We start from the raw sequence: 24357 nt of genomic DNA on the forward strand, positions 1-24357 counted from the left end.
TTCTGCCCCATAGATCTCCACAGACCTCGTAGGACCGGCTTTAGCCGGGAGGGGGACGGTACATTCGATAAACTACTTCGTCAGGAATACTGTCCTCCCGGCTAAAGCCGGTCCTACGACGAACTCCGCAGAAACCCGGATCTTATGATGAACTTCCAGATCTCCCCCCTAAGCCCTGCCCTCGGCGCACAGATCAGCGGCATTGATCTGAGTCAGGAGCTGACCCACGAACAACGCGATGCCATCGAGCAGGCGTTGCTCAGGCATCAGGTGCTGTTCTTTCGCAATCAGCCACTGACACCCCGACAACAGGCGCGATTCGCTGCCAGTTTCGGGGATCTGCATATCCATCCGATCTACCCGAACGTGCCGGAACAACCCGACATACTGATCCTCGACACAGCCGTCACCGATGTGCGTGACAACGCCATCTGGCATACCGATGTGACGTTCCTGCCGACACCGGCAATGGGTGCAGTGCTCAGCGCAAAACATCTGCCGGAATACGGTGGTGATACGTTGTGGGCCAGCGGCATCGCAGCCTACGAAGCGTTGTCACAGCCCCTGAAAACGCTACTCGAAGGCCTGACCGCGACGCATGATTTCACCCGCTCGTTTCCGCTGGCTCGCTTCGGCACCACACCTGAAGACATCGCCCGCTGGGAACAGACCCGCCGTCAGTACCCGCCGATCTCGCACCCGGTAATTCGCACGCACCCAGTCAGTGGTCGCAAGTCGCTGTTCGTCAACGATGGTTTCACCTCGCGTATCAACGAGCTGAGTGAAACAGAAAGTGCGGCGATTCTGACCTTTCTGTTCAGCCACGCGACCCGTCCCGAGTTCACCATTCGCTGGCGCTGGCAGGCCGATGACGTGGCCTTCTGGGACAACCGCGTCACCCAGCATTACGCCGTGGATGACTACCGGCCGCAGCGCCGGGTCATGCATCGGGCGACGATTCTGGGTGATGTGCCGGTTTGAGCGGGGAATCGAACGCCAGGAGAGGCCGAACCGGCTCTCAAGTTCGCGTTGGACCTGTGGGACCGAATTCATTCGGGAATTCATTATTTCAGGCGATACATTGGCTGAGGATTTACCTACCCATTCGCGAATAAATTCGCTCCCACCGGGAATTTGCACTTGCCGGAAAACACAGATTTGCCCACAGAGAAAGCATTGCAATTCGGCACATTCGAGGCCGTTGATCGACTTTATAAACTCGAATTATGGAGCGCAGAATACATGCAATATTTTTATAATAACCTTAGGTCAAAATAGAATTTCACAGCTCACTTCTATAGCCATATGTTGCAGGTACGGATCCAGTTTTCGGGATAACCCAACCCGAGCTTCCCCCCCTCTATACGTTATGAATACAAGAAGGAGCTGTTCATGAGCATCGAATTCATCGGCTACATCGCGACCCAACCCGGCTCGGAAATCCACCCGCGCAGCGGCCCGACCATCCAGCCCGAGTATGTGGCGAAAGTTGCCAAGGCTCATGAAGACGCTGGTTTTGATCGCGCGCTGGTGGCTTACCACTCCAACAGCCCGGACAGCGCCTTCGTTGCCGCCCACGCCTCCAGCGTCACGACAAAACTCAAATTCCTGATCGCCCACCGGCCTGGCTTTATATCGCCAACCGTGGCGGCGCGTCAGTTTGCAACGCTTGATGTGTTCAACGGCGGGCGCACGGCGATCCACATCATCACCGGTGGCGACGACAAGGAGTTGCGCGCCGACGGCAGCCATATCGGCAAGGACGAGCGCTATGCCCGCACCGATGAATACCTGGGCATCGTGCGTCAGGAATGGACCAGCGAAAAGCCGTTCGACCACAAAGGCGAGTACTACCAGTTTGAAGGCGCGCACTCGCTAGTGAAGTCCCCGCAACAGCCGCACATCCCGGTGTATTTCGGCGGCTCTTCGCCTGCGGCCATCGCCGTGGCAGGCAAGCACGCTGATGTCTATGCACTGTGGGGCGAGACTTACGAGCAGGTCCGCGCGGTCGTCAAGGAAGTCCGCGCCGAAGCGGCGAAACATGGCCGGACCGTGCGATTCAGCCTGTCCCTTCGCCCTATCCTGGCGGAAACCGAAGAGAAAGCCTGGGCCCGTGCCGACAGCATTCTAGAGCGCGCCAAAGCCATCGCAGAAGGTAATGGTTTTGTGCGTCGCGAGCCGCCGAACGAAGGTTCGCGTCGCCTGCTGGCGGCAGCGGCGCAAGGTTCGCGCCTGGACAAACGCTTGTGGACAGGCATCGCCGGGTTACTGGGCGCGCAGGGCAACTCGACGTCACTGGTCGGCACGCCAGAGCAGGTCGCAGAGGCATTGCTGGATTACTACGACCTGGGCATCACCACCTTCCTGATTCGCGGTTTCGACCCACTGGACGACGCCATCGACTACGGCAGGAAACTCATTCCGCTGACTCGCGAGCTGGTCGCCAAGCGCGAGCGGGAGGCTCAGGAGAAAGTCGCCTGATGACGCTGCAAAACTTCCAGAGGGCGCAATAGCGCCCTCTTCTTCGTCTGCAAATACTTATCTGTCTTCGAGAGTGCCATGTCGAAACCGCTATTGAACATTCGCCTGCGTCGCCCACTGCTTGCGGGCCTGGCCATTGCTGCCGCATGGACGCTGATGCTGCCTGCCCAAGCCCGTGAAACCGTGCGTATCGGTTATCAGAAGTCCTCGACGCTGATCACCGTATTGAAAACCCAGGGCACGCTGGAAAAGGCCCTGAACGATGCAAACATCGACGTCAGCTGGCATGAATTCCCCAGCGGTTTGCCGTTACTGGAATCGTTGAATATCGGCAACGTCGATATCAGCGCCGATGTCGCCGATACCGTGCCGATCTTTGCTCAGGCAGCTCAGGCTCGACTGACCTACTTCGCCGAAGAGACGCCGTCGCCTTCCGCCCAGGCGATCGTGGTGCCAAAGGATTCGCCCATCAAGGAACTGGCGGACCTGAAAGGCAAGAAAGTCGCTGTAACAAAAGCTGCCGGTACTCACTATTTGTTGATCGCAGCACTGACCAAAGGCGGCTTGAAGTTCTCCGATATCCAGCCTGCTTACCTGACGCCTGCAGATGGCCGTGCCGCGTTCGAAAACAACAAGGTTGATGCCTGGGTGACCTGGGAACCCTTCCTGACCAGCGTGCAGCGCCAGTTGCCCACCCGCACCCTGGCGGACGGCACCGGCCTGGCCAGTTACAAGCGCTACTACCTGACCAGTACGCCGTACGCAAAGGCCCATCCGGAGGTGCTCAAGCTGGTGTTCGATCAACTGCAGAAAGCCGGTCACTGGGTCAAAGGCAATCCGAAAGAAGCCGCTGCCCTGCTCGGCCCGCTGTGGGGCAACCTTGATCCGGCCACGGTAGAAATCGCCAACAGCCACCGCACGTATGAAGTGCGCCCGGTGAAGGCAGACCAACTGGGCGAACAACAGAAAATCGCCGACGCGTTCTTTGCAGCAGGCTTGCTGCCAAAAGCAGTGGATGCCAAGGATGTGGAGATCTGGAAGCCTTAAATACCCAACACACTGATTGGAATGCTTTTTATCTGTAGGAGCGCGCTTGCCCGCGATAGCGTCACCACGGCCAGTAATGTATCGAATGTGGTAAAGCTATCGCGGGCAAGCGCGCTCCTACAGGCCCTGTTTGCTGCAAAACAGCGCAGTGCTATGGACACAGCAGCCCCTGCAGAAAATGCATGACAGCCAAAATGGCCATCGTCCTTCACCACCGCAAAATGTTGCCCCAGCAACAGTCGCCCAACAGACTGTTCCTCCACCGACAGCAAACCCGTGCTGCGTCCCTTCCCAGCCCCTGTATTTCAACTCCCGCCCCTTTGGCACAGAGCCTGCAATATTCCTTTTAAGCAGGAAGCCGATCAGCTGACTGCCATTTTTGTGAATAAGAAAAAACTCTGCCATCGCCTTGCCTGGAGCTGTTCCAAATGAACGCTAAAACCCTGTTTTCCTTTACTCGCGTGAAGCTGTTGATCGGCGCCGGTGTGCTGGCTCTGGGCATGAATCCCTTAGCCTTCGCAGCAGAGACCGCCCCAGCAGAAGTGAAGCTGGATTACGCCTATTACTCGCCCGTGAGCCTGGTGCTCAAGCATTTCGGCTGGCTCGAAAAAGCCCTGCCTGACAGCAAAGTGGGCTCGGTGTTGAGCCAGGGCAGTAACCGCTCGCTGGAATACCTGAACAGCGCTGGCGTCGACTTCGCGTCCTCGGCCAGTCTGGCCGCCGTGCTCAGCCGCGCCAACGGCAGCCCGATCAAGTCAGTTTATGTCTACAGCCGCGCCGAATGGACCGCGCTGCTGGTACGCAAGGATTCGCCGTACAAGACCATCGCCGATCTTAAAGGCAAGAAAATCGCCGCCACCAAAGGCACCGATCCGTACCTGTTCACCTTGCGCGCCCTGCAACAGGCGGGTCTGAAAAAAGACGACGTGGAACTGGTGCACTTGCAGCATCCGGATGGCCGTACCGCACTGGAGAAAGGTGATGTGGACGCGTGGGCCGGTCTTGATCCACACATGGCTGCCAGCGAAGTCCAGGCCGGTTCGCGCCTGCTGTACCGCAATAAGGACTTCAACAGCTATGGCGTGCTGAGCGTCACCGAGAAGTTTGCGAAGGAACATCCGCAGACCATCGAAACCGTGCTGAGCGCCTACGAAAAAGCACGCGAATGGTCGGTCAAGCACCCGGATGAACTGGCTGAGTTACTGGCCAAGGAGTCCGGCCTGCCGCTGGACGTTGCCAAGCTGCAATTGACCCGCACCGACCTGAGCACTCCGCAATTGAGTGGCAAGGATGTCGCCTCGTCCAAGGGCGCAGCGCCGATTCTGGTATCAGAAGAACTGGTTCGCCGTGGCGTCAATGTTGACCAGGTTATTGATCAACTGATCGATCCTGCCTTCAGCAAGACCTTGACGGCGAGTAAGTAAAACCCAGAGCTGCTTCATTCCCCTTGTGGGAGCTGGGCTTGCCCGCGATAAGGCTGGACACGATCTAAAGTAAATCGCGTCCAGTCTTATCGCGGGCAAGCCCAGCTCCCACAGGGGGAATGCATTCCAGTTCAGATGGTTATGTTTAGCTAGAGAACCCCCATGAACAGCAAAAGCAAAGACCTGCCAGCGCCGCTCGCGCTACCCACTCCGTCCTCCGGCGCTGCATGGAAGCGGCGTAGCAAGGGCCTGGTGCTGCCGCTACTGATCATCGTATTTCTGGAGATCATCGTGCGCATCGGCTGGCTGCCCTCTTATCAGATGCCGGCGCCCAGCGAGATCGCTCTGACCCTTGGCGACCTCGCTGACGGACCATTGTGGAAACACATCAGCGCCAGCCTGTTGCGGGTGTTGATCGGCTTCGCAATCGGCACCAGCCTGGCATTGATTTTCGCTGCCTGGGTCGGCCTGAGCCGTGAAGCCGAAGCCTATCTGGAACCCACATTCGCAGGTCTACGCTCGATCCCCAGCCTGGCCTGGGTGCCGCTGCTGCTGTTATGGCTGGGCATCGACGAAACCTCGAAAATTGTCCTGATCGCAATCGGCGCGTTCTTTCCTGTGTACCTCAACGGCGTGGCGGCGATTCGTAATATCGACCGCAAACTGGTGGAAGTCGGCCAGATGTATGGCTTCAGTCGGGGTCGGCTGACCCGCCGCATTCTGTTACCCGCCGCCCTGCCCGGCCTGTTCACCGGCTTTTGCACCGGNGTTCACCGGCTTGCGCAGCGGCATGAGCCTGGCATGGATGTTTCTCGTCGCCGCAGAGTTGATAGCGGCCACCAAAGGCCTCGGCTACCTGCTCAGCGACGGCCGGGAAACCTCGCGGCCTGACATCGTGCTGGCAGCCATTATCGTGTTGGCGGTGCTCGGCAAGATCAGCGACGGCATTCTGGCCGGTCTGGAAAAGCGCTTTCTGGCCTGGCGCGACACGTTCAGTGGCCAGGGCACAGGAGAATAGAGATGAGCGAAGTCCTGTTGGATATCAACGTGCACCGCAAGTCGTTCGGCAGCACCACCGTGCTGCACAACGTGCATGTGCGATTGCACGACCGGGAAGTCATCAGCCTGCTGGGACCCAGTGGCTGCGGCAAGAGCACACTTTTACGGATCGTCGCCGGGCTGGAAAAAGACTATCAGGGCGAGTTGAACCGCACCGCCGACGAAGTGGCGTTTGTGTTCCAGGAACCGCGCCTGATGCCGTGGCTGACGGTGGAGCAGAACATCGGTTTCAGCGACGACAAGCATTACGACAAGGCCTGGGTCACCCGGCTGATCGAAGAAGTCGGTTTGACGGGGTTTGCCGATGCCCTGCCCAAGGCGCTGTCCGGCGGGATGGCGCAACGCGTGGCCATTGCCCGCGGGCTGTACTCGCATCCCAAAGTCCTGCTGCTGGACGAGCCGTTCAGCGCGGTGGACGCCTTTACCCGGATGAAGCTTCAGGATTTGCTGCTGCAGCTCGCCCAACGGCACGCCATCGCCCTGTTGCTGGTGACCCATGACGTGGATGAAGCGCTGTACCTGAGTGATCGGGTTCTGGTGATGGGCAACCGGCCGGGCAATATTCGTCAGGAGCTGGCCGTGGAACTGGCGCACCCGAGGGATCGGCGGGATGCCGTGATGGCGAACCTCAAAGCGCTTTCGCTGACAGAGTTGCAGCAGGCGCATGTGATTTGAGATTGAGCTAACACCACCCTGTTGCAAGCCTGTGCAAAAACTGTGGGACCGAATTCATTCGGGAAGGCGGTATTTCAGACGATACAAAGGCTGTGGATTTACCGGCCCCTTCGCGAATGAATTCGCACACAGGATTTGTGTTTGCAGTCAAAAATAGCCCACATACAAAGGGTTTTCATTCACAAATCCAGCCTTGAAAGGCTCACCGCACATTCGCGAACCGGCGCAGATTATCCTGCACGGCAGGCGCCTCTACAGCCTCCTGAGCCGCCGCGCTGTCCACACCCAGCAAGCCCAGCAACCGCGCACGAATCGCCTGAAACCCGGCCTGTCCGGTGCTGCGCTGACGCTGCAGGTCGATGCGTACTTCTGCGGCGATCTTCCCCTGCTCCAGCACGATCACCCGATCAGCCAGCAGAATCGCTTCGTCCACGTCATGCGTGACCAGCAACACCGCCGGGGTGTGTTTGCGCCATAGTTCAATGATCATTTGATGCATGCGAATCCGGGTCAGCGCATCCAGCGCCGCGAACGGTTCATCGAGCAACAGCAACCTGGGCTCGCGCACCAGCCCCCGGGCCAGTGCAACCCGCTGAGCTTCACCACCTGATAGGGTCGCCGGATAAGCATTGATCCGATGGGCCAGCCCCACCTCATTCAGCGCCTCGAGGGCTCGGGCATGTGGATTTTTGATATCCAGACCGAGCACGACGTTTTTCCAGGCGTTTTTCCACGGCATCAACCGTGGCTCCTGAAACACCGCCGCCCGTGCCAAGGGAACCCGCAATTGACCGCTGTCGATGGAGTCCAGCCCGGCCAGCGCCCGTAACAAGGTAGTTTTGCCCGAGCCACTGGCCCCCAGCAACGCGACGAACTCACCCGGCGCGATGTCCAGATTCAGCTCGTCGATCACCTTCTGCTGACCGAACTGACGGACCACATTACGCAGTTGTACCGGCGCAGGCTCTTTCGCCGGTAAAGGGGTTTGATGGGAATGCAAAACATCCAGAGCAGCCATGGTCAATTCCTTGCGAAAGTGGGACGCCAGGCCAGCGCATAGCGCTCCAGCGTGCGAATGATTGCGTCGATGACCAGCCCGAGAATGCTGTAGATCAACAGGCAAATAACGATCACGTCGGTACGCATGAAGTCCCTGGCATCACTGGCCAGATAGCCGATACCGGCGGTGGTGTTGATCTGTTCGACGAACACCAGCGCCAGCCAGGAAATCCCCAGCGAGTAACGCAGGCCGACGAAAAACGATGGCAACGAACCAGGCAGGATCACGTGCCAGATCAACTGGCGACGATTGAGGCCCAGGGTATTGGCCGCTTCAATCAGCTTGGGGTCGATGTTGCGAATACCGGAGTACAGGTTGAGGTAAACCGGAAACGTGGTGCCGGTGACGATCAGCGCAATCTTGGTGAACTCGCCGATGCCGAACCAGAGAATGAACAACGGCACCAACGCCAGCGAAGGAATGGTGCGCAGCATCTGCAGGGGCGAGTCGAGGATCACCTCGCCTTTCTTCGACAGGCCGGTAATCAAAGCGGCCACCACTCCGATGATCACACCAATACTCAGCCCCAGCAGCGCCCGTTGCAGAGACACCCACAAGTGAGTACCCAACTCACCGGACTCGATCATCGCCCACAACGTCCCGCCGATTTGCGACGGCGCGGCAATTACCCGGCTGGGCAGCAGGCCGAGTTGTGAAGCCAACTCCCAAATCAACAGCAAGGCAATGGGGCTCAGCAGACGTACAGCAAAATCGGGGGCTTTCCAGCGCTCCCGACGTGCTGAAGTCGCGACGGACGGGGCCTTGTCGACGATCAGAAAACCGCCTTCCGAATGTTGTGAATCAAGGGCTTTTTCGGACATGGGTTTCTTCCTGAGACGTGAGGCTTATCAAACGGGATCTATCAAAAAGTGCACATTATTGAATTGAAATGCATTTTCTGCAGGAGCTGCCGAAGGCTGCGAAACGATCATCCGAACACACCGCCATCGCAGCCTTCGGCAGCTCCTACAAATCCAATGCTTGCTGCGAGGTAGCGTCGTGCCATAGAGACCGGGGCTACCGGCAACAGAAACTCACTCTTTATAAGAAGTATCAGTCCGCTCCAGTTCACGAATCAGGGCATTCCAGTGGCGGGCAACGCCTGGGCCATGGCCGTCCGCGAAGACCTTGGCCTGCTCTTCAACCCGGGCCACAACTTCAGCCGGCGGATAGATCAGTTCGTCATTGCCCGCCGATTGCGCCGCCACCTGAATGTTGCAGGCGTATTCCAGACGATGCAGTTGCTGGAACGCATGCTCGACGCTGACACCGCCGGTCAGCAGCCCGTGGTTACGCAAGATCATCACGCTCTTGTCGCCCAGATCCGCCACTAGCCTTTCGCGCTCGTCGAGGTCCAGCGCCACACCTTCGTAGCCGTGATAAGCAATGCGCCCTGAAAAGCCCAGTGAGTGTTGAGAGATCGGCAGCAAACCGCCTTTTTGTGCTGAAACAGCGATGCCATCGCGGGTATGGGTGTGCAGCACCGCCACCAGATCGTGGCGCGCAGCATGGATAGCGCTATGAATGACATAACCTGCGTAGTTGATGCCCAAGCCGGTCGGGTCGTCGACGATGGTCCCGTCGAGATCGACCTTGACCAGATTCGACGCGCTGATTTCATCGAACAGCAAGCCGAAAGCGTTGATCAGGAAGTGCTCTTCCTTGCCTGGCACGCGCGCCGAAAAGTGCGTGTAGATGTGGTCGGTCCAGCGTTTCTGCGCCGCCAGACGATAAGCCGCCGCCAGCTTGACCCGTACCTCCCACTCTTCTGGCGATACACGCTCGCGGACGCTGCCGGACTGTTGGGACTGTAGAGGCAAGGGACTGACATTGCTCATGGGGCTGCTCCGTAAAAATGCGGGACCGACAGATGCGGTACATGTGGGAGCAGCCTAAACGCATAAGAAACCATTTAAAAAGCACATTTTAATCTAAGCTAATTATTAAATTTACTGATTTTGAAACCGGCAACCTGTTAGGCCTCTGAAATCAGTTAATGCATTTTTGTTCTATGTTAATCATAAAAAAATAGCATATTAAAAATAATCATTATGCTTATATCTCGATCAGCACAACAGCATCCCTACCCGACCCCTCTCCAGGCGGAGGTTAATCCTTAACAACAAAGAGAGTGACCGCCATGTCCACGATTCCTGAGCAGCAGGTCCAATCCCCTTCTCGCCAACAACCTGCACTGCAAGTAGTCAGGTCCCTGAAAGTCACCAGGCTGGAGCCCACCATCGGTGCAGAGATTGCCGGAGTGGACTTGACTCGGCCCATCTCGCCCCAACAACGCGATGAAATCCGCGCGTTGTTGCTGGAACACAAAGTGATTTTCTTCCGCGACCAGAACATCGACAGCGCGCAACAGATCGCTTTTGCCAAGGAGTTCGGCGAGCTGTACGAACACCCGACCACGCAAAAGAACGACACCAGCAAACCCTACGCACACTTGATTCAGGCCCAAGAGGCACGAGAGCTGTACGGTCCGAAAACAACGGGACGTTGGCACACCGACACCAGTTGGTTACTGAAGCCTACGTTTGGCGCGGTACTGCGGGCGGTGGACTTGCCGGAGGTCGGCGGCGATACCGTCTGGGCCGACGCCGGTGCGGTGTATCGGGCATTGCCGGATCAACTGCGCGAAGAAATCGACACGCTGTTTGTGGTCCACGACTTCAAAAAATCCCTGGATGCAGTGGGCTACGACTACCCGATCCTGGCGCATCCACTGGTGCGTACCCATCCGGAAACCGGTGAAGACAGCCTGTTCATCAATTTCTCGCAAAACCCTTCAGTGATCGGCTGGGAACCTGAGCGCAGCAAGCGACTGATCGAACGCCTGCTTCAGGCATTCAACAAGCCGGAACACCACGTGCGCTTCAAATGGCGCGAGCACTCCATCGCCTTCTGGGACAACCGCTCCACCCTGCACTACCCGGTCTACAACTACGGCGACTACCCGCGACGCATGGAACGCGTGCTGATCGCCGACGATGATATTCCGCATCGAGTGCGGCGTCCGGCTAACGCATGAACCAAACATTCAAGCCAAGTGACTCCCCGTGGGAGCGCGGCTTGTCGGCGATAAGGCTGGACTCGGTTCACTTCAGACCGCGGTGAACTTATCGCTGGCAAACCATGCTCCCACAGAAGTGCGCGCAAGCAACATCTGCGAGCCCCAAGGAAGCCGTCATGCATAAAAGCAAACCCCTTCCCCAGTAAACTGACATCAGGAGCTTCACCCATGAGCGAATCACTGAATCAACTGTTGGCAGACCTGCATGCCGAACGCCTGGCCAACTGGGCACCGGAAGCCTTGCAGGTCAATATCAACCAGCGCCAGACCCTGGTAGATGCCGCGCAACATGCGCGCTTTATTCAGAGCGGCGATCCGATCCCGGACTTCCAGTTGCTCAACGTCGAAGGCGGTACGCTGACGCGTGAAAAACTCACGGCCTATGGCCCCGCAGTGTTGATTTTCTTCCGTTTTGCGGGCTGCCCGGCGTGCAACATTGCCCTGCCTTACTACCAGCGCCAGTTGTTCCCGAAACTGCAGGCATTGGGTGTGCCGCTGGTAGCCGTCAGCCCGCAAGTACCGGAACGGCTGATCGAGATCAAACAGCGTCATGACTTGCAGTTTCAGGTCGCGACCGACAAGGACAATACCCTGGCGCGGCAGCTGGGCATTCTCTACAGCTTCGACGAAGCGTCGCGCAAAGCGGCTTTGAGCAAAGGTGGCGGCGGTATTGGCGAAGTCACGGGCACCGGCACTTGGGAATTGCCGCAACCGGCAGTGGTGGTGATCGGTCAGCACGGCGAAGTGATCTTTGCTGAAGTCAGCCCGGACTGGCTGGTGCGCACCGAAGCCGAGGTGATCGTACAGGCGGTCAGCGAAGCGCTGGGTGAACGCGAGGTACAGATCGCGGTTTGAGGTGACTGAATCGACGCTATCGCGAGCAAGCTCACTCCTACAGGACCCCGTTCCGACTGTAGGAGTGAGCTTGCTCGCGATAGCGATCTTGCAGGCAACACAAAAAACCTCCGGTACAAGTGCCCGGAAGTCCCCCTCAATACCCCCGCTTGAAATCCACCCGTTCAGCCAGTGGCTCGCCCTTGTGGAAACGCAGCAGGTTGCTCACGAACTGGTCGACAACATTACCCCACAGGTCGCCGGTAGCCGGGGAAACGTGTGGCGACAGGCGGATTTTCGGGTGGCTGTAGAACGGATGGTCGGCGGGAGATGGCTCCTTCTGGGCGACATCCAGCGTTGCCCGACTCAACTGCCCGGCATCCAGCGCAGCCACCAGTGCCTCCTCATCGACCAGACTGCCTCGTGCGATGTTGATCATGTGCAGACCTGGCTTGGCGTGACTCAACAACTCGGCGTTGACCAGATGCCGCGTCTCCTCCGTAGCGGGGGCCGCGACGACCACATGATCAGACTCCGCAAACAATGCCTGCAGAGTCTTCGCACGCTCAACGCCCGGCACATAAAACGGCTTGCCTGAATGATTGGTCGCGATCACCTTCACGCCCAACGCTTGTGCGCGAATCGCCAACGCACTGCCTATCGCGCCAAAGCCAACGATTCCCAACACGCTGCCACTGACCAGTTGTAGAGAATGCCGCTGCCACTGCGATGCTTCGGAGATCCAGACCTCGGGAAAGCGCTTGGCACTGGCAAGAATCGCCGCCAACGCAAACTCCGCTACGGCCACCGCAGACGTGCCACGGGCCGACGTGACCTGCGGCACTTCAAACAGCCATTCCGGGTAGGTATCAATGCCGGAAGAAGACAGGTGAATCCATTGCAGGTTGAACGGCCAGCCCTCTGGACGTGGCGGCTTCTCACCACTGCCCGCGCGGAACACCGGGCGTGCCAGCAAAATAGTCGCCTCGGCGGGAATAGAGCTCGGCGCACCGGTGCCAACCGGCACAAATGAGTACTCAGGCAAACGCCGACGCAGCAGCTCGTTGACCTCTTCGTCATGCTGAGTGGCAATTACAGTCTGTGTCATGAAAACCTCGTGGCTAGAACGCGGGTGGCGCGCAAGGCCACCCGTTCATGGTTAACGGCCATGAGGCCGGATTGAGCATGAACATAAGCGTTGAACACAGGCCTGTGAAATGCCAATGCGATCTAACCTAATATTATTTTTTATTATTAATTTATTTTTTTATATCAGCATATAGCATGAATATGGATGTTCCGAGATGAACCCGGTCCTGTACAGACTGTGTAGGAGTGAGCTTGCTCGCGATGCGATGCGTCAGCGAAAAATGCGCTGCCTGACCCCATGCCATCGCGGGCAAGCGCGCTCCTACAGCTGAAAAGCATCCCGGTACGGGTAGTTATTTCATGTTTGATGAGAGCTCGCGGACTCCTACAGAATCGGACTCGACCTCGAAAGCTACCCGTGCCGATTGGCCGGAATGGGCAAGCCAAGGTGTTCGCGCAACGTTGCGCCGCTGTATTCCTCGCGGAACAGCTTGTGCTTGCGCAGGATCGGCAGCACGCCGTCGATGAAATGATTCAGGCCTTCAGGGAAGTAAGCCGGCATAAGGTTAAAGCCGTCAGCAGCCTCCCCCTCAAACCAGGCGATCAATTCATCGGCCACGGTTTGTGGCGTGCCGACGATGATTTTGTGGCCGCGGGCACCTGCCGCCAGGTTGCAGATCTGCCTCAGGGTCAGCCCGTCCCGATGGGACAGGTCCAGCAATAACTGAGCACGGCTTTTCATGTTTTGCGGCAGTGGCAAGTCCGGCAGCGGCTGATCCAGATCGAACCCGGACAAATCGTGGCCAAGACGGTCGGCGACCATCAATAACGCTGCTTCCTGATCGGTCCAGCTTTGCAGTTGATCAAAGCGCGCCTGCGCCTCGGCGGCCGTTGCGCCAAGGATCGGCATAACGCCCGGCATCACCAGACAATGTTCCGGTTTGCGGCCCTGAGCGACGACCTGGCCTTTGAGGTCACGATAAAATTCCTGGGCCTCGGCCAGGCCCTGCTGAGCGGTGAACACCACTTCGCCGATTCGCGCGGCCAATGCCATGCCCGGCCCCGACGATCCGGCCTGAATCAATACCGGATGACCTTGCGGCCCACGGGTGACGTTCAACGGTCCGGCGATAGAGAAAAACTCGCCTTTATGATCCAGCCCATGCAGCTTGGCCGGGTCGAGAAAGACGCCGGTATCCGGGTCTTGTACATAGGCATCGTCTTCCCAGCTGTCCCACAGACCACGCACCACATCGACAAACTCTTCGGCGACCGCGTAGCGCTGAGCGTGGTCAGGATGGGTGGCGCGGGTGAAGTTGGCGGCGCTGTCGTAACCAGTGGTGACTACGTTCCAGGCAGCCCGCCCTGCGGACAGATGATCCAGCGTGGCGAACTGTCGGGCGATGGTGTACGGCTCGCTGTAGGTAGTAGATGCCGTGGCGGCCAAACCGATTTTTTCGGTGATGGAAGCCAGTGCGCCGAGCAGTGCCACCGGCTCAAGGCGCACGATCATCGATGGATGTTCCTTGCCATTGGTGACCAGTTTGTCGCCGAAGAACACCATGTCGAATTTGGCCCGTTCGGCAGCCAGGGTCAGTTGGCGGATCAACGGGAAGTTCTCGCTGCCTGCCTGGGCGCCAGGGTAACGCCAGCCCGCAGAATGATGACCTGAGGCCTGAATGAACAGGCCCAGGCGCATATGTCGATCAAGCTTGCTCATGGGTCAACTCGATAACGGGATGAATGGAAACCATCATGTGTCGGGGTGGCACTCGATGGGTCCCGGTGAAGTAATGGATAAAAAATCGGGATATGGAAACGGTTGTAACCATAGAACGAATCGATATAAGAAAATAAGAAATCTAACTATTTTTATAATAAAAATAAATGATCCTGGCTGTCCACGTTTTGTTGCCCACGGGCCGCGATCAGCTTCTGCCGCCGCATTACAATGCGACGTCCTCCCGGCTAAAGCTGGTCATACGGAATAGCGCGGTCTCTATGGGGACGTGTTCGCGAGAGGCCATTGCTCTGAAAAAAACAGTGGCCTGCACAACGCCTCGCCAACAAGTTGGCTCCCAACGGGCGAGGTCTGTCTGGAGCAAGACAGAGTCTGCTGGTGCCCCGTGCGCGCCTGCAGAAAATACATCAACCCAATAGAAACGGCGCTGGATCAATCGGCGAAGGCTGGTCCAGTATTTGCGCGGCGAGGAGTCTGGCGCTGCCCAGTGCCAGGGTGAAGCCCAGAGCCCCTTGCCCGACGTTCAACCACAGGTTGCTGAAACGCCCTGCCCGATCAATGATCGGTTTGCTGTGCGGGGTGCTGGGGCGTAGACCGGCCCAGGTCCGGGCTTGATCAAGGTCTAGCTGCGGGAAGGTTTCGGCGACCTGCTGCTTGAGCAACGCAATCCGGGCCGGGTCGACTTCGGCGCGATCCACGCCCATGTCTACCATCGCCGCGATACGCAGACGCTCACCCAGCGGTGCATAGACCACTTTGCGTGAGGCATCGGTCACGCTCAGCCTCGGCGCTTCGCTGCCCGCCGCCATGGGCACGCTCAGGCTGTAGCCGCGCAAACCATACAGCGGGAGTTTTACACCCAATGGACGCAGCAACGGCACGCTGAACATCCCGGCGGCGACCACCACAGCATCGGCTTCCAGGTCCCCCTTATCGGTGCGCACCGCCACCACCCGATGCCCCTCATGCACCAGTTCGCGCACCTGGGTTCCCAGCGCCAGAGTCACGTTGGGCATCAGCTCCAGCAAACCGCGTAGCCCCGTGCAAAAGCCCGCGCAGTCAGCAGTCGCTTCGCCGGGGGTGTAGATGCCTCCGGCGAGCTCATGGCCGATACCGCGCAAGGTCGGCTCCAGCGCGACGCACGCCGCACCGTCGAGGATTTTTTGATCCGCGCCCAACGAGCGCTGCCAGTCAACCATGGGTTCAGCGCCCGCCAGGGCCTTGGCATCGCGATAGATCACCAGTTTGCCGCTGCGCAACAGGTCGAATTGCAACGCGTGCTGGCTCAACAGCTCATCCAGCGAATCGCGGCTCAAGTACGACAGGCCGAGCATGTCACCAATGGTCCGGCGCACCGCCGAGGTCGTGCAACTGGCGAGAAACTCCGTACACCAGCGCCATTGCGCGGGGTCAAGACGCGGGCGGAAGCGCAAGGGCGAGTCGTCACGCAGCAGCCATTGCGGCAACTTGCTGATCACCGAAGGATCAGCCAAGGGCGCGACATAGCTGTAGCTGAGCTGCCCGCCATTGGCGAAACTGGTTTCCTGAGCGACCTCCTGATGGCGGTCCAGCAGGGTCACCTGACCCCCTTGGTTAGCCAGATACCAGGCGCTGGTCAGCCCGACGACACCGGCACCTATCACGATTACCTGCACGCTGTGTCTCCTTTGGTTGATTAGCACGGGGTTATGGTTGACCGTCAAATCGGTACTGGCGCTGAAGGTTGGAGTTGGCTAGTTTCCCTGACTCACTTATCCCGTCAGGAGTCGCCATGAGCATCCAGAGAATTTCCGTCACCCCACGCCTTGCAGGCGCCGTTGTCCACAATGGTCTGGCCTGGTTGTCCGGCCAGGTGCCAGACGACCGCAGCCAGGATTGCGCCGGACAGACTCGCCAGGTGCTGGCCAAGATCGACGCCCTGCTCGCCCAGGCTGGCAGCGACAAATCAAAACTGCTCAGCGCGCAGATCTGGCTCAAGGACATCGACGCTGATTTCGCCGCCATGAACGAAGTCTGGAGCGAATGGCTGCCTGAAGGCGCAGCACCGGCCCGCGCCACCATCAAGGCCGACCTGGCCTCGCCGGATGTACGAGTGGAAATCATGCTGACGGCTGCCATCAGCTAACCACGCGCAGCGGCAGGCTGGCGTTTCAACAAACGTCCCTGCCGCCGGGTGACCTGGCCGCCTTCATAGCTCGGCACGCCATTGACTACCACCAGATCAATGCCCGGCGCCTGACGGCACGGATCGCTGTAAGTCGCGACATCCTCGATGCGCTGCATATCCACCAGCACCAGATCAGCAAAACCGCCTTCGCGCAGTTCACCACGATCCTGCAAGCGGAAGCGTTTCGCGGACAGCCCGGTCATCTTGCGTACCGCTTCGGCCAGATCAAACAGCTTCAGGTCCCGGCAATAATGCGCCAGCACCCGTGGAAAAGTGCCCCACAGGCGCGGATGCGGATTGGGGTCATTGGGCAAACCGTCGGAACCGATCATCGACAACGGGTGCGCGAGAATCTGGCGTACGTCGTCTTCACTCATCATGTGGTAGATCGCCCCGGCCGGACGCAAGCGCTCGGTGGCTTCCAGCTGCGACACATCCCACTGCGCGGCAATGTCTTTCAGTGTCTGTCTGGCCATCTCCGGATGCGGGTCGGACCAAGTGATGTAAATCTCCATTTTGCCGTCCACCCGCCACGCATCCAGGGTGGTGGAACTGGCTGCATAGGGATAGCAATCACAGTTGCAGGGTTGTCCGGCGGCGGCTTGTTCCAGAGCGGCCAGGGCCAGCGGTGCGCGGCCCCAGTTACCGGCACCGGCGCATTTCAGGTGCGAGATCACCAGATCGGCACCGGCCTTGCGTGCGGTACTGAACGACTCCTCCAGAGAGTCCAGCAAACCTGCGTGCTCGTCGCGCATGTGGGTGGTGTACAACGCACCTTCGGCACCGACAATATCCACCAGCGCCTGCACCTCACTGGCCGGCGCCTGCTTCGCGTTGGTGTAAGCCAGCCCTGAGCTGAGGCCGATGGCCCCGGCGTCGAGCGCGCCCTGCAAGGCGCTGCGCATGTGTTGCAGCTCATCCCGATTGGCCGGGCGATCAAAGCCGGGCATGACATTGCTGCGCAGCGCGGTGTGGCCGACTAGTGCCGCGACGTTGACGGCGGGCCGGGCCTGTTCGACCGCAGCCACATAGGCCTGGAACGTTGGATAAACAAAAGCCTCACGACCGCCCAGCAGGTTCATCGGGTCTGGCGGCACACCGGGCAGCGTGACCGGCGAGGCGCTGATACCGCAATTACCAACAATGACGGTGGTCACGCCCTGAGATATTTTGGCGAGCATGTCCGGCGTGCGAATCACATTGGTGTCGTCATGAGTGTGAACATCGATAAAGCCCGGCATCAGGCAACGTCCATTGCCGTCAATGACACGCTCTGCCGAGTGCCCGGCAAGATCGCCAATAGCGATGATGCGATCAGCGCAGGTTGCCACATCGGCCACGTAAGGCTCGGCACCGGTGCCATCGACGACCGTGACCTGCCGAAACAACAAATCAAAGGTCATACGCACGCCCTCTGACCAGTCACAAAATCCCAGCCCTTGCCCGGCACGGCATCCATCAACTGGCGGGTGTAGCTGTGTTGCGGATTACCCAGCACCTGCCCGGCAGGACCGTATTCGACGAGCTGACCGTGCTGCATCACCAGTACGTCGTCACACAACTGCGCAGCGACCCGCAGGTCGTGGGTGATAAACAAAATGGCGACGCCCAGACGTTGCTGGATATCGTCGAGCAGTTTCAGGACCTGAGCCTGCACGGAAACGTCCAGCGCTGACACCGCCTCATCGGCGACGATCACATCCGGCTCCATGGCCAGGGCGCGGGCGATGGCGATGCGTTGGCGTTGACCACCGGAAAACTGATGAGGGAAACGCTCAATGGCATCCGCCGGCAGCCCCACCAGCTCCAGCAACTGCTGACCGCGCTGCCAGGCCTCGGCGAAACTCATGCCGTAGTTCATCGGACCTTCGATCAGGCTTTTACCGATGGTCATGCGCGGGTTCAACGAGCGGTTCGGGTCCTGAAAAATCATCTGGATACGTTTGCGATGAGGCTTGAGCCCGGCCGAAGACAGCTCGGAAATGTCCTTGCCGGTGACTCGCACCGCACCATGCGTTGGCGTCAGCAAGCGCATTACGCAGCGCGCCACCGTGGACTTTCCGGAACCACTTTCACCCACAATCCCCAGCGTACGTCCGCGCTTGAGCAAGAACGACACTTCATGCACCGCCCGCGTGCCCGGACGCTGCTTGCCAAACCAGCTGAGCACACCGCCCGCCGCCGGGTAGACCTTGCCCAGTTCACTGACATCCAGCACCACCTGCGGGCTGGACTCCCGCCGCGACGGACGGGGCTTCAGGGCTGGCACGGCCGCCAACAACGCCTGAGTGTAGGGCTCACGAGGCCGGGACAGCACGTCGTCGACAGTGCCGGATTCGACGATTTCACCATGGCGCATTACGCAAACCCGGTCGGCGATGTCCACCACCACGCCCATGTCGTGGGTAATGAACAGCACGGCGGTGCCATGCTTTTGCTGCAGCTCGCGGATCAGTTTGAGAATCTGCTGCTGGGTGGTGACGTCCAGTGCTGTCGTCGGTTCATCGGCAATCAACAGACGCGGCTCCAGAACCAGCGCCATGGCAATCATGATCCGCTGGCGCTGACCACCGCTCAGTTGATGCGGATAGGCATCGTGGATGCGCTCGATGTCCGGCAGATGCACCTGAGACAAGGCATCCATGACTTTCGCCCGGCGCTGGGTCGCAGTCAGGCGGGTGTGAGTTTGCAAGACTTCGTCAATTTGCCGCCCGACACTGAGGACGGGATTCAGGGCGGTCATCGGTTCCTGAAAAATCATCGCCATGCTATTGCCGCGCAACGCCTTGAGGCGGCCATTGCTGACCGCCAGAACGTCTTCACCTTCGAGCAGGATGCGTCCGCTTTCAGCCAGAAGCGCGCCTTTGGGCAGCAGTCCCAGGGTAGCCAGAGAGGTCACTGATTTTCCCGAGCCACTCTCGCCCACCAGGCACAAGGTTTCCCCTGCGGCGATCTCGAACGAAATGTTGTGCAGGATCGGCTTGCCTTCGGCTGTGCTCACGCAGAGCTGTTCAACGCGCAGAACTTCACTCATGCCGCGCCCCTCTTTTTCATCCGTGGGTCCAGGGCATCGCGCACCGAGTCCCCCAACAGGTTGATCGACAGAATGCACAGTGACAGCGCCAGGCCAGCCCACAACACCAGTGATGGCTTGAGCTGGAAGTACACCCGTCCCTCGGAAATGATGTTGCCCCAACTCGGAATTTCAGTACCGATGCCTGCGCCGAGGAACGACAGGATCGCTTCGGTCAAAATCGCCGAGGCGCAGATATAGGTGCCTTGTACGATCAGCGGCGCGACAGTCGTGGGCATCAAGTGACGCAGTAAAATCCTGAAGGTCGACGTGCCCATCAACACGGCGGCTTCGACATAAGGTTCTTCCCGTGCCGACAGCACCCGGGAACGCACCAGACGTACGACCTGGGGAATTTCCGGAATCATGATGGCGATCATCACGGTCCAGATCCCGGCGCTGCTCAGGGACACGATGGCAATCGCCAGCAGCACGCCGGGGATCGCCATCAGGCCATCCATGACGCGCATCAACACCGCGTCCAGGCCACGGAAATAACCCGCCAGCAAACCCAACGGCAACCCGATCAGAATGCTCAGGACGGTCACGCCGATACCGACCATCAGCGAAACCTGTGCGCCGTAGACAATCCGCGAAAACAAATCGCGACCGTAAGCGTCGGTGCCCAGCCAGAAATCGGCGCTGGGCGGTTTGAGTCGGTTGGCCGGTGACAAGGCTACCGGGTCGTGGTTGGCCACCCACGGCGCAAAAATCGCCATGGCAATGATCAACACCAGAACCACCAGTGATATCGCCGAAACCAGCGGCACCCGTGGCAGGCCGATCAGGCGTCGCCGGGGTCCGGGCAGGGTCAGAGAAGCGGATTTGCTCACAGTCAGGCCCTCAGTAACGGATGCGTGGATCGCTGATCGCGTACGACAGATCGATCAGCAGATTGATGACGACATACACACCGCTGGTCAGCAGGATCATGCCCTGGATCACCGGGTAGTCACGGGCCAGCACTGCATCGACGATCAAGCGCCCCAGTCCCGGTATGTTGAAGACACTTTCGGTCACTACGACGCCGGAGATCATCATGGCGAAGCCGGTGCCGATCACGGTGAGAATCGGGATCATGGCGTTACGCAACGCATGGCGAAACAGCACATGCACTTCGGACAGCCCCTTGGCCCGGGCGGTGCGGATGTAGTCTTCGCCAAGGACTTCGAGCATGCTCGCCCGGGTCATGCGCGCCACCAGTGCGATGTACACCGACGACAAGGTCAACGCAGGCAGAACGATGCGCTGGGCGAACGGCCCAATGCCGTCACTGATACTGCGAAATCCCTGGACTGGCAGCCATTTCAGTTCGATGGCGAATACCGTAATCAGCACGTAACCAATCACGAATACCGGCACTGAAAAACCGAGCACGGAGGTGGACATGACCAGATTGTCGATCCAGCTACCGTGTTTCCAGGCTGCCAGTACGCCCAGCGGCACGGAAATCAGGATGGTGAACATGATCGATACCAGCGCGAGGCTGAGGGTCGGCTCTACCCGTTGACCTATCATATCCAGCACCGGGGTATGGGCCATTAGCGAAGTACTGAAGTCGCCCTGCAGCAGTTGCGCTATCCAGACGAAAAATTGCCGGTACAGCGGCTGGTTCAGACCCAGGCTTTCGCGAATGGCCGCCAACTGCTCCGGGGTTGCCATGTCACCGGCAATGATCGCCGCCGGATCCCCCGGCGACAGCCGCAGCAACAGGAAGACGAACAGCGCCACCACCAACATGACCGGGATCGCCGCCAGAATGCGGCGAAAGAAGTAACTGAGCATGGGCTTGATCCGTTGTCTGGTACACAAACATGAAATTCGCAGGACCGGCTTTAGCCGGTCCTGCGGGACTGCGCAGGTCCTGCGGGAGCGAGGCTTGCCCCGAGTTCAGCCTTCAATCCTTCTTCACATTCCAGAACACCGTCGATGGCCCTGGCAGCAGGCCGTTGACACGTGCACTCCAGGCCGACACGTCGTGGTACTGGCCAAGCGGGATGTAGCTCACCTGATCCATCGCACGCTTCTGGATTTGCACAGCAATTTCTTTCTGCTTGACCGGTTCAGTCGCCGTCGCGAACGCCACGCGCAACTCGTCCATCTGAGGATCGGTCGGCCAGCCGAACCAGGCGCGTTTGCCGCCCCCGTCAAGCATCGGGTTGACCACCGGGTTCCAGATGGTCTGCACGTTCCAATAGGTGAAGAACAGGTTCCAGCCGCCCTGAGCGGGCGGGTTCTGATTGGCGCGGCGTGACACCAGGGTCTGCCAGTCCATCGGTTGCAGGTCGACCTTGAAGCCGACGTTACGCAAAGCCTGGGCCGCGACCACCGGTTGCGGCGCCTGGCTAGGTACGTCGGTGGGCTGCATGATCACTACAGGCGTGCCGTCATACCCGGCTTTCTTGAGCAAGGCCTTGGCCTCTTCAGGATTGCCACCCTTGAGCAGCGACCCACCGCCTGCCTCGGTTTCTAGCTCTGTGCCACAGGCGAAGACTGAAGCGCACTGACGGAAATACTTCGGATTGCCCACCAGCGCATCAAGCACGTCTTTCTGGTTCAACGCCAGCATGGCGGCGCGGCGGATGTCCGGGTTGTCGAATGGAGGGTAAAGGAAGTTCATGCGCCCGCCGGTCATCGACCCCAGATCGCTGAGTACGCCGGTCTTGAGGTTGTCGTCCGCTTCGACCATGGGCAGCAGGTCGATGGGCAATTGCTCGATGAAGTCGATATCGCCAGAAGACAGTGCGTTGATCGCGGTCATGCGATCGGGCATGTTGATCCACTCGACCCGGTCCACATTGACGACCTTGCCACCGGCCGTACCGCTTGGGGCTTCTTTGCGCGGCACGTACTCTTTGAATTTTTCGTAAACCACGCGATTGCCGGGATCGAACTCGCTGGCGACAAACCGGTACGGCCCGGAGCCGGTGTAGTCGGTGATCATCTTGCCTTCCGGGGTGTTGGCAACCCGCTCAGGCATCATGAAGGCTGCCACCGAGGACGGTTTGGCAATCAGCGGCAGCACGTAGCCGAAGGGTTTGGCCAGCGTCAGGACGATGGTGTGCTCGTCGCTGGCCACCAGACTGGCGGTGTACTGCATCATCAACTTGCCGCCCACGTCGTAATGCGCCCAACGTTTCAGGGAGGCCACGCAATCCGCCGCGGTCACTGGCTTGCCATCGTGCCAGAGCAGACCGTCGCGCAGTTTGAAGGTATAGGTCAGGCCGTCAGGCGACAGGGTCCAGTCGGCCATTTGCGGCTTGGGCACGAAATGCTCGTCCATGGAGATCAGCGTGTCGTAGATCATGTAGCCATGGTTGCGGGTGATCTGTGCCGTGGTGGCGATGGGGTCAAGCACACGCAGCGAAGACGACATCACGGCGTGCAGGGTTTTCTCGGCCGACAGGGCAAAGGGAACATGCAGAGCGGCCATAAGCCCAACCGGCAACAACAGACGGGAGACCAGGGATCGGGATAATTTCATGCGCAACATTCCTTACAGAGAGCGAAGGTCGTGGGCGGCAGAATTCCTGTGTGAGCAATGGAGTAGAGCCGGGCGCCTCTGCGGGTGCCCTGGCGAGTTATCTGGTCATGAAAATCGTGAGTAAGCGGGCGCGGAGCCTGGTCTGGGCTGTATCCACAAGAGGCACTACATCAGCACCTCTAACGCGTGGTCTATGTAGAGCTGGCGAAAGCGCCGGGTGAGCTTGCCCGGCGTGCCGTCGCCGATGGCCTGACCATCAATGGTGACCACGGGATAGACGAACGAGGTAGATGAGGTAATGAAGGCCTCGGCGGCCTGTTTGGCATCGTCCAGAGAGTAAGCGCGCTCTTCGAGACGCAAGCCGGTTTCCCTGAGCAATGCAATCATGGCTGCGCGGGTGATACCGGGCAGCAAGGCGCTGGACAATTCGCGAGTCACCACCACGCCTTCCTTCGTGATGATGAACACGTTGTTGGAGGTGCCTTCGGTGATCATGCCGTCCTTCACCAGCCAGGCATCATCAGCGCCCATGCCCTTTGCCTGCTCCTTGGCCATGCAGGCATACAACAACTGCGTGGTCTTGATATCGCTGCGACCCCAGCGCAAGTCCGGCAGACAGACGATGTTCATGCCACGAGCCGCCAGCGGACTGTCAACGACCACCTTGGCCTGGGTATACAACACCACGGTCAACGGATGGCCCTCGGCCGGGTACAGGAAATTGCGATCCTGTGCGCCACGGGTGACCTGCATGTAGACAAGGCCCTCGTCCAGCTGGTTGTGCTCGATCAGTTGCCGGTGTATCGCCAGCAACTCATCGCTGCTCAGGTCCAGACGCAGGTTCAGTTCGCCCAGAGAGCGGCGCAAGCGTGCGTGATGCAGATCGAAATCCACCAGCTTGCCGCGCAATACTGCGGTCACCTCATAAATACCATCGGCAAACATGAAGCCCCGGTCAAAGATCGAGATGCTGGCCTGGTTTTCGGGAACAAACTGACCGTTGAGGTACACCGTACGCATGGATCGTCCTCTGTAAAGCTCATGACCTGTGAACGTGCACTCTTATGGGAGTGCAGCTTGTGTGGGAGCGAGGCTTGCCCGCGATAAGGGCATCACAGGTATCAGCTCTATCGCGTTCAGCCTT

At 59.1% G+C, this 24357-nt stretch carries 20 protein-coding genes and 1 pseudogene; 9 read left to right on the plus strand and 12 right to left on the minus strand.

Translation table 11 applies throughout. The features are described from left to right. The first annotated feature begins 144 nt into the window (after positions 1-144). The 6 genes and pseudogenes from tauD to AO242_RS26950 all read left to right on the plus strand — a co-directional run bounded on the left by tauD (position 145) and on the right by AO242_RS26950 (position 6686). Positions 145-981: a taurine dioxygenase gene (gene tauD, locus AO242_RS26925; protein ID WP_373562262.1), complete on the plus strand. Its 837-nt coding sequence runs from the start codon at positions 145-147 to the stop codon at positions 979-981. Positions 982-1392: 411 nt separating this feature from the next. Continuing rightward, positions 1393-2481, plus strand: coding sequence for an LLM class flavin-dependent oxidoreductase (locus tag AO242_RS26930; RefSeq protein WP_099271067.1), 1089 nt, complete (start codon positions 1393-1395; stop codon positions 2479-2481). A 78-nt stretch (positions 2482-2559) separates the two neighbouring features. Beyond that, complete coding sequence (locus AO242_RS26935; RefSeq protein WP_099271068.1) at positions 2560-3528, plus strand: aliphatic sulfonate ABC transporter substrate-binding protein; 969 nt, start codon at positions 2560-2562, stop codon at positions 3526-3528. 500 nt (positions 3529-4028) lie between these two features. After that, complete coding sequence (locus AO242_RS26940; protein ID WP_257153531.1) at positions 4029-4952, plus strand: aliphatic sulfonate ABC transporter substrate-binding protein; 924 nt, start codon at positions 4029-4031, stop codon at positions 4950-4952. A 162-nt stretch (positions 4953-5114) separates the two neighbouring features. Beyond that, positions 5115-5970, plus strand: a pseudogene (locus tag AO242_RS26945) (ABC transporter permease). Positions 5971-5972: 2 nt separating this feature from the next. Beyond that, on the plus strand, positions 5973-6686 hold the full coding sequence (locus tag AO242_RS26950) for an ABC transporter ATP-binding protein (protein WP_099271070.1): 714 nt from the start codon (positions 5973-5975) through the stop codon (positions 6684-6686). Between the two features lie 202 nt (positions 6687-6888). Here the strand turns inward: AO242_RS26950 and AO242_RS26955 are convergent, their stop codons facing one another. The 3 genes from AO242_RS26955 to AO242_RS26965 all read right to left on the minus strand — a co-directional run bounded on the left by AO242_RS26955 (position 6889) and on the right by AO242_RS26965 (position 9584). After that, positions 6889-7704, minus strand: coding sequence for an ABC transporter ATP-binding protein (locus AO242_RS26955; RefSeq protein WP_099271071.1), 816 nt, complete (start codon positions 7702-7704; stop codon positions 6889-6891). Positions 7705-7706: 2 nt separating this feature from the next. Then, the gene (locus tag AO242_RS26960) at positions 7707-8567 is read right to left on the minus strand and encodes an ABC transporter permease (protein WP_099271072.1); all 861 of its coding nucleotides are present in this window, start codon (positions 8565-8567) and stop codon (positions 7707-7709) included. 213 nt (positions 8568-8780) lie between these two features. Then, positions 8781-9584: a class II aldolase/adducin family protein gene (locus tag AO242_RS26965; protein WP_099271073.1), complete on the minus strand. Its 804-nt coding sequence runs from the start codon at positions 9582-9584 to the stop codon at positions 8781-8783. Positions 9585-9886: 302 nt separating this feature from the next. Between AO242_RS26965 and AO242_RS26970 the strand changes: the two genes are divergently transcribed. Both AO242_RS26970 and AO242_RS26975 read left to right on the plus strand, forming a co-directional pair. Further along, a complete protein-coding gene (locus tag AO242_RS26970) occupies positions 9887-10783 on the plus strand; it encodes a TauD/TfdA dioxygenase family protein (RefSeq protein WP_099271074.1) in 897 nt (298 codons plus the stop codon). Positions 10784-10993: 210 nt separating this feature from the next. Then, positions 10994-11680 carry a peroxiredoxin-like family protein gene (locus AO242_RS26975; protein WP_099271075.1) on the plus strand — a complete coding sequence of 229 codons (687 nt, stop codon included), beginning with the start codon at positions 10994-10996 and terminating at the stop codon, positions 11678-11680. 136 nt (positions 11681-11816) lie between these two features. Here the strand turns inward: AO242_RS26975 and AO242_RS26980 are convergent, their stop codons facing one another. The 3 genes from AO242_RS26980 to AO242_RS26990 form a co-directional block, all read right to left on the minus strand. After that, positions 11817-12767: a D-isomer specific 2-hydroxyacid dehydrogenase family protein gene (locus tag AO242_RS26980; protein ID WP_099271076.1), complete on the minus strand. Its 951-nt coding sequence runs from the start codon at positions 12765-12767 to the stop codon at positions 11817-11819. A 393-nt stretch (positions 12768-13160) separates the two neighbouring features. Beyond that, the gene (locus AO242_RS26985; RefSeq protein WP_099271077.1) at positions 13161-14468 is read right to left on the minus strand and encodes an LLM class flavin-dependent oxidoreductase; all 1308 of its coding nucleotides are present in this window, start codon (positions 14466-14468) and stop codon (positions 13161-13163) included. Positions 14469-14896: 428 nt separating this feature from the next. Further along, on the minus strand, positions 14897-16144 hold the full coding sequence (locus AO242_RS26990; RefSeq protein ID WP_099271078.1) for a D-amino acid dehydrogenase: 1248 nt from the start codon (positions 16142-16144) through the stop codon (positions 14897-14899). Positions 16145-16260: 116 nt separating this feature from the next. On the opposite strand from AO242_RS26990, the gene AO242_RS26995 reads away from it, so the two are divergent. Next, a complete protein-coding gene (locus tag AO242_RS26995; RefSeq protein WP_087265214.1) occupies positions 16261-16614 on the plus strand; it encodes a RidA family protein in 354 nt (117 codons plus the stop codon). Here the strand turns inward: AO242_RS26995 and AO242_RS27000 are convergent. The 6 genes from AO242_RS27000 to AO242_RS27025 all read right to left on the minus strand — a co-directional run bounded on the left by AO242_RS27000 (position 16611) and on the right by AO242_RS27025 (position 24233). Further along, positions 16611-18059: an N-acyl-D-amino-acid deacylase family protein gene (locus tag AO242_RS27000; RefSeq protein WP_099271079.1), complete on the minus strand. Its 1449-nt coding sequence runs from the start codon at positions 18057-18059 to the stop codon at positions 16611-16613. The genes AO242_RS26995 and AO242_RS27000 overlap by 4 nt on opposite strands. Next, positions 18056-19690: an ABC transporter ATP-binding protein gene (locus tag AO242_RS27005; RefSeq protein ID WP_099271080.1), complete on the minus strand. Its 1635-nt coding sequence runs from the start codon at positions 19688-19690 to the stop codon at positions 18056-18058. Before AO242_RS27005 ends, AO242_RS27000 begins: the two co-directional genes overlap by 4 nt. Then, complete coding sequence (locus AO242_RS27010) at positions 19687-20562, minus strand: ABC transporter permease (protein ID WP_099271081.1); 876 nt, start codon at positions 20560-20562, stop codon at positions 19687-19689. The genes AO242_RS27005 and AO242_RS27010 overlap by 4 nt, the downstream gene beginning before the upstream one ends. A gap of 10 nt (positions 20563-20572) precedes the next feature. Further along, the gene (locus AO242_RS27015; protein ID WP_087265218.1) at positions 20573-21514 is read right to left on the minus strand and encodes an ABC transporter permease; all 942 of its coding nucleotides are present in this window, start codon (positions 21512-21514) and stop codon (positions 20573-20575) included. Positions 21515-21626: 112 nt separating this feature from the next. Continuing rightward, positions 21627-23213 (minus strand): ABC transporter substrate-binding protein, encoded by a 1587-nt coding sequence (locus AO242_RS27020; protein ID WP_218927859.1) that lies wholly within the window; start codon positions 23211-23213, stop codon positions 21627-21629. Positions 23214-23378: 165 nt separating this feature from the next. Further along, on the minus strand, positions 23379-24233 hold the full coding sequence (locus tag AO242_RS27025; protein ID WP_099271083.1) for a D-amino-acid transaminase: 855 nt from the start codon (positions 24231-24233) through the stop codon (positions 23379-23381). Between the last annotated feature and the right edge of the window lie 124 nt (positions 24234-24357).

It is taken from the genome of Pseudomonas sp. ICMP 561 (assembly GCF_002699985.1).
GTDB classification, from domain to species: Bacteria; Pseudomonadota; Gammaproteobacteria; order Pseudomonadales; family Pseudomonadaceae; genus Aquipseudomonas; species Aquipseudomonas quasicaspiana.

What these genes read in the sequence shown, in the direction of transcription:
- AO242_RS26975 (WP_099271075.1), top strand. Translation starts at nt 10,994, where the DNA reads ATGAGCGAATCACTGAATCAACTGTTGGCAGACCTGCATGCCGAACGC.
- AO242_RS26935 (WP_099271068.1), top strand. Translation starts at nt 2,560, where the DNA reads ATGTCGAAACCGCTATTGAACATTCGCCTGCGTCGCCCACTGCTTGCG.
- AO242_RS27020 (WP_218927859.1), bottom strand. Translation starts at nt 23,213, where the DNA reads ATGAAATTATCCCGATCCCTGGTCTCCCGTCTGTTGTTGCCGGTTGGG.
- AO242_RS26995 (WP_087265214.1), top strand. Translation starts at nt 16,261, where the DNA reads ATGAGCATCCAGAGAATTTCCGTCACCCCACGCCTTGCAGGCGCCGTT.
- AO242_RS26940 (WP_257153531.1), top strand. Translation starts at nt 4,029, where the DNA reads ATGAATCCCTTAGCCTTCGCAGCAGAGACCGCCCCAGCAGAAGTGAAG.
- AO242_RS26985 (WP_099271077.1), bottom strand. Translation starts at nt 14,468, where the DNA reads ATGAGCAAGCTTGATCGACATATGCGCCTGGGCCTGTTCATTCAGGCC.
- AO242_RS27025 (WP_099271083.1), bottom strand. Translation starts at nt 24,233, where the DNA reads ATGCGTACGGTGTACCTCAACGGTCAGTTTGTTCCCGAAAACCAGGCC.
- tauD (WP_373562262.1), top strand. Translation starts at nt 145, where the DNA reads ATGATGAACTTCCAGATCTCCCCCCTAAGCCCTGCCCTCGGCGCACAG.
- AO242_RS26930 (WP_099271067.1), top strand. Translation starts at nt 1,393, where the DNA reads ATGAGCATCGAATTCATCGGCTACATCGCGACCCAACCCGGCTCGGAA.
- AO242_RS27000 (WP_099271079.1), bottom strand. Translation starts at nt 18,059, where the DNA reads ATGACCTTTGATTTGTTGTTTCGGCAGGTCACGGTCGTCGATGGCACC.
- AO242_RS26960 (WP_099271072.1), bottom strand. Translation starts at nt 8,567, where the DNA reads ATGTCCGAAAAAGCCCTTGATTCACAACATTCGGAAGGCGGTTTTCTG.
- AO242_RS26950 (WP_099271070.1), top strand. Translation starts at nt 5,973, where the DNA reads ATGAGCGAAGTCCTGTTGGATATCAACGTGCACCGCAAGTCGTTCGGC.
- AO242_RS26965 (WP_099271073.1), bottom strand. Translation starts at nt 9,584, where the DNA reads ATGAGCAATGTCAGTCCCTTGCCTCTACAGTCCCAACAGTCCGGCAGC.
- AO242_RS26955 (WP_099271071.1), bottom strand. Translation starts at nt 7,704, where the DNA reads ATGGCTGCTCTGGATGTTTTGCATTCCCATCAAACCCCTTTACCGGCG.
- AO242_RS26970 (WP_099271074.1), top strand. Translation starts at nt 9,887, where the DNA reads ATGTCCACGATTCCTGAGCAGCAGGTCCAATCCCCTTCTCGCCAACAA.
- AO242_RS27005 (WP_099271080.1), bottom strand. Translation starts at nt 19,690, where the DNA reads ATGAGTGAAGTTCTGCGCGTTGAACAGCTCTGCGTGAGCACAGCCGAA.
- AO242_RS26980 (WP_099271076.1), bottom strand. Translation starts at nt 12,767, where the DNA reads ATGACACAGACTGTAATTGCCACTCAGCATGACGAAGAGGTCAACGAG.
- AO242_RS27015 (WP_087265218.1), bottom strand. Translation starts at nt 21,514, where the DNA reads ATGCTCAGTTACTTCTTTCGCCGCATTCTGGCGGCGATCCCGGTCATG.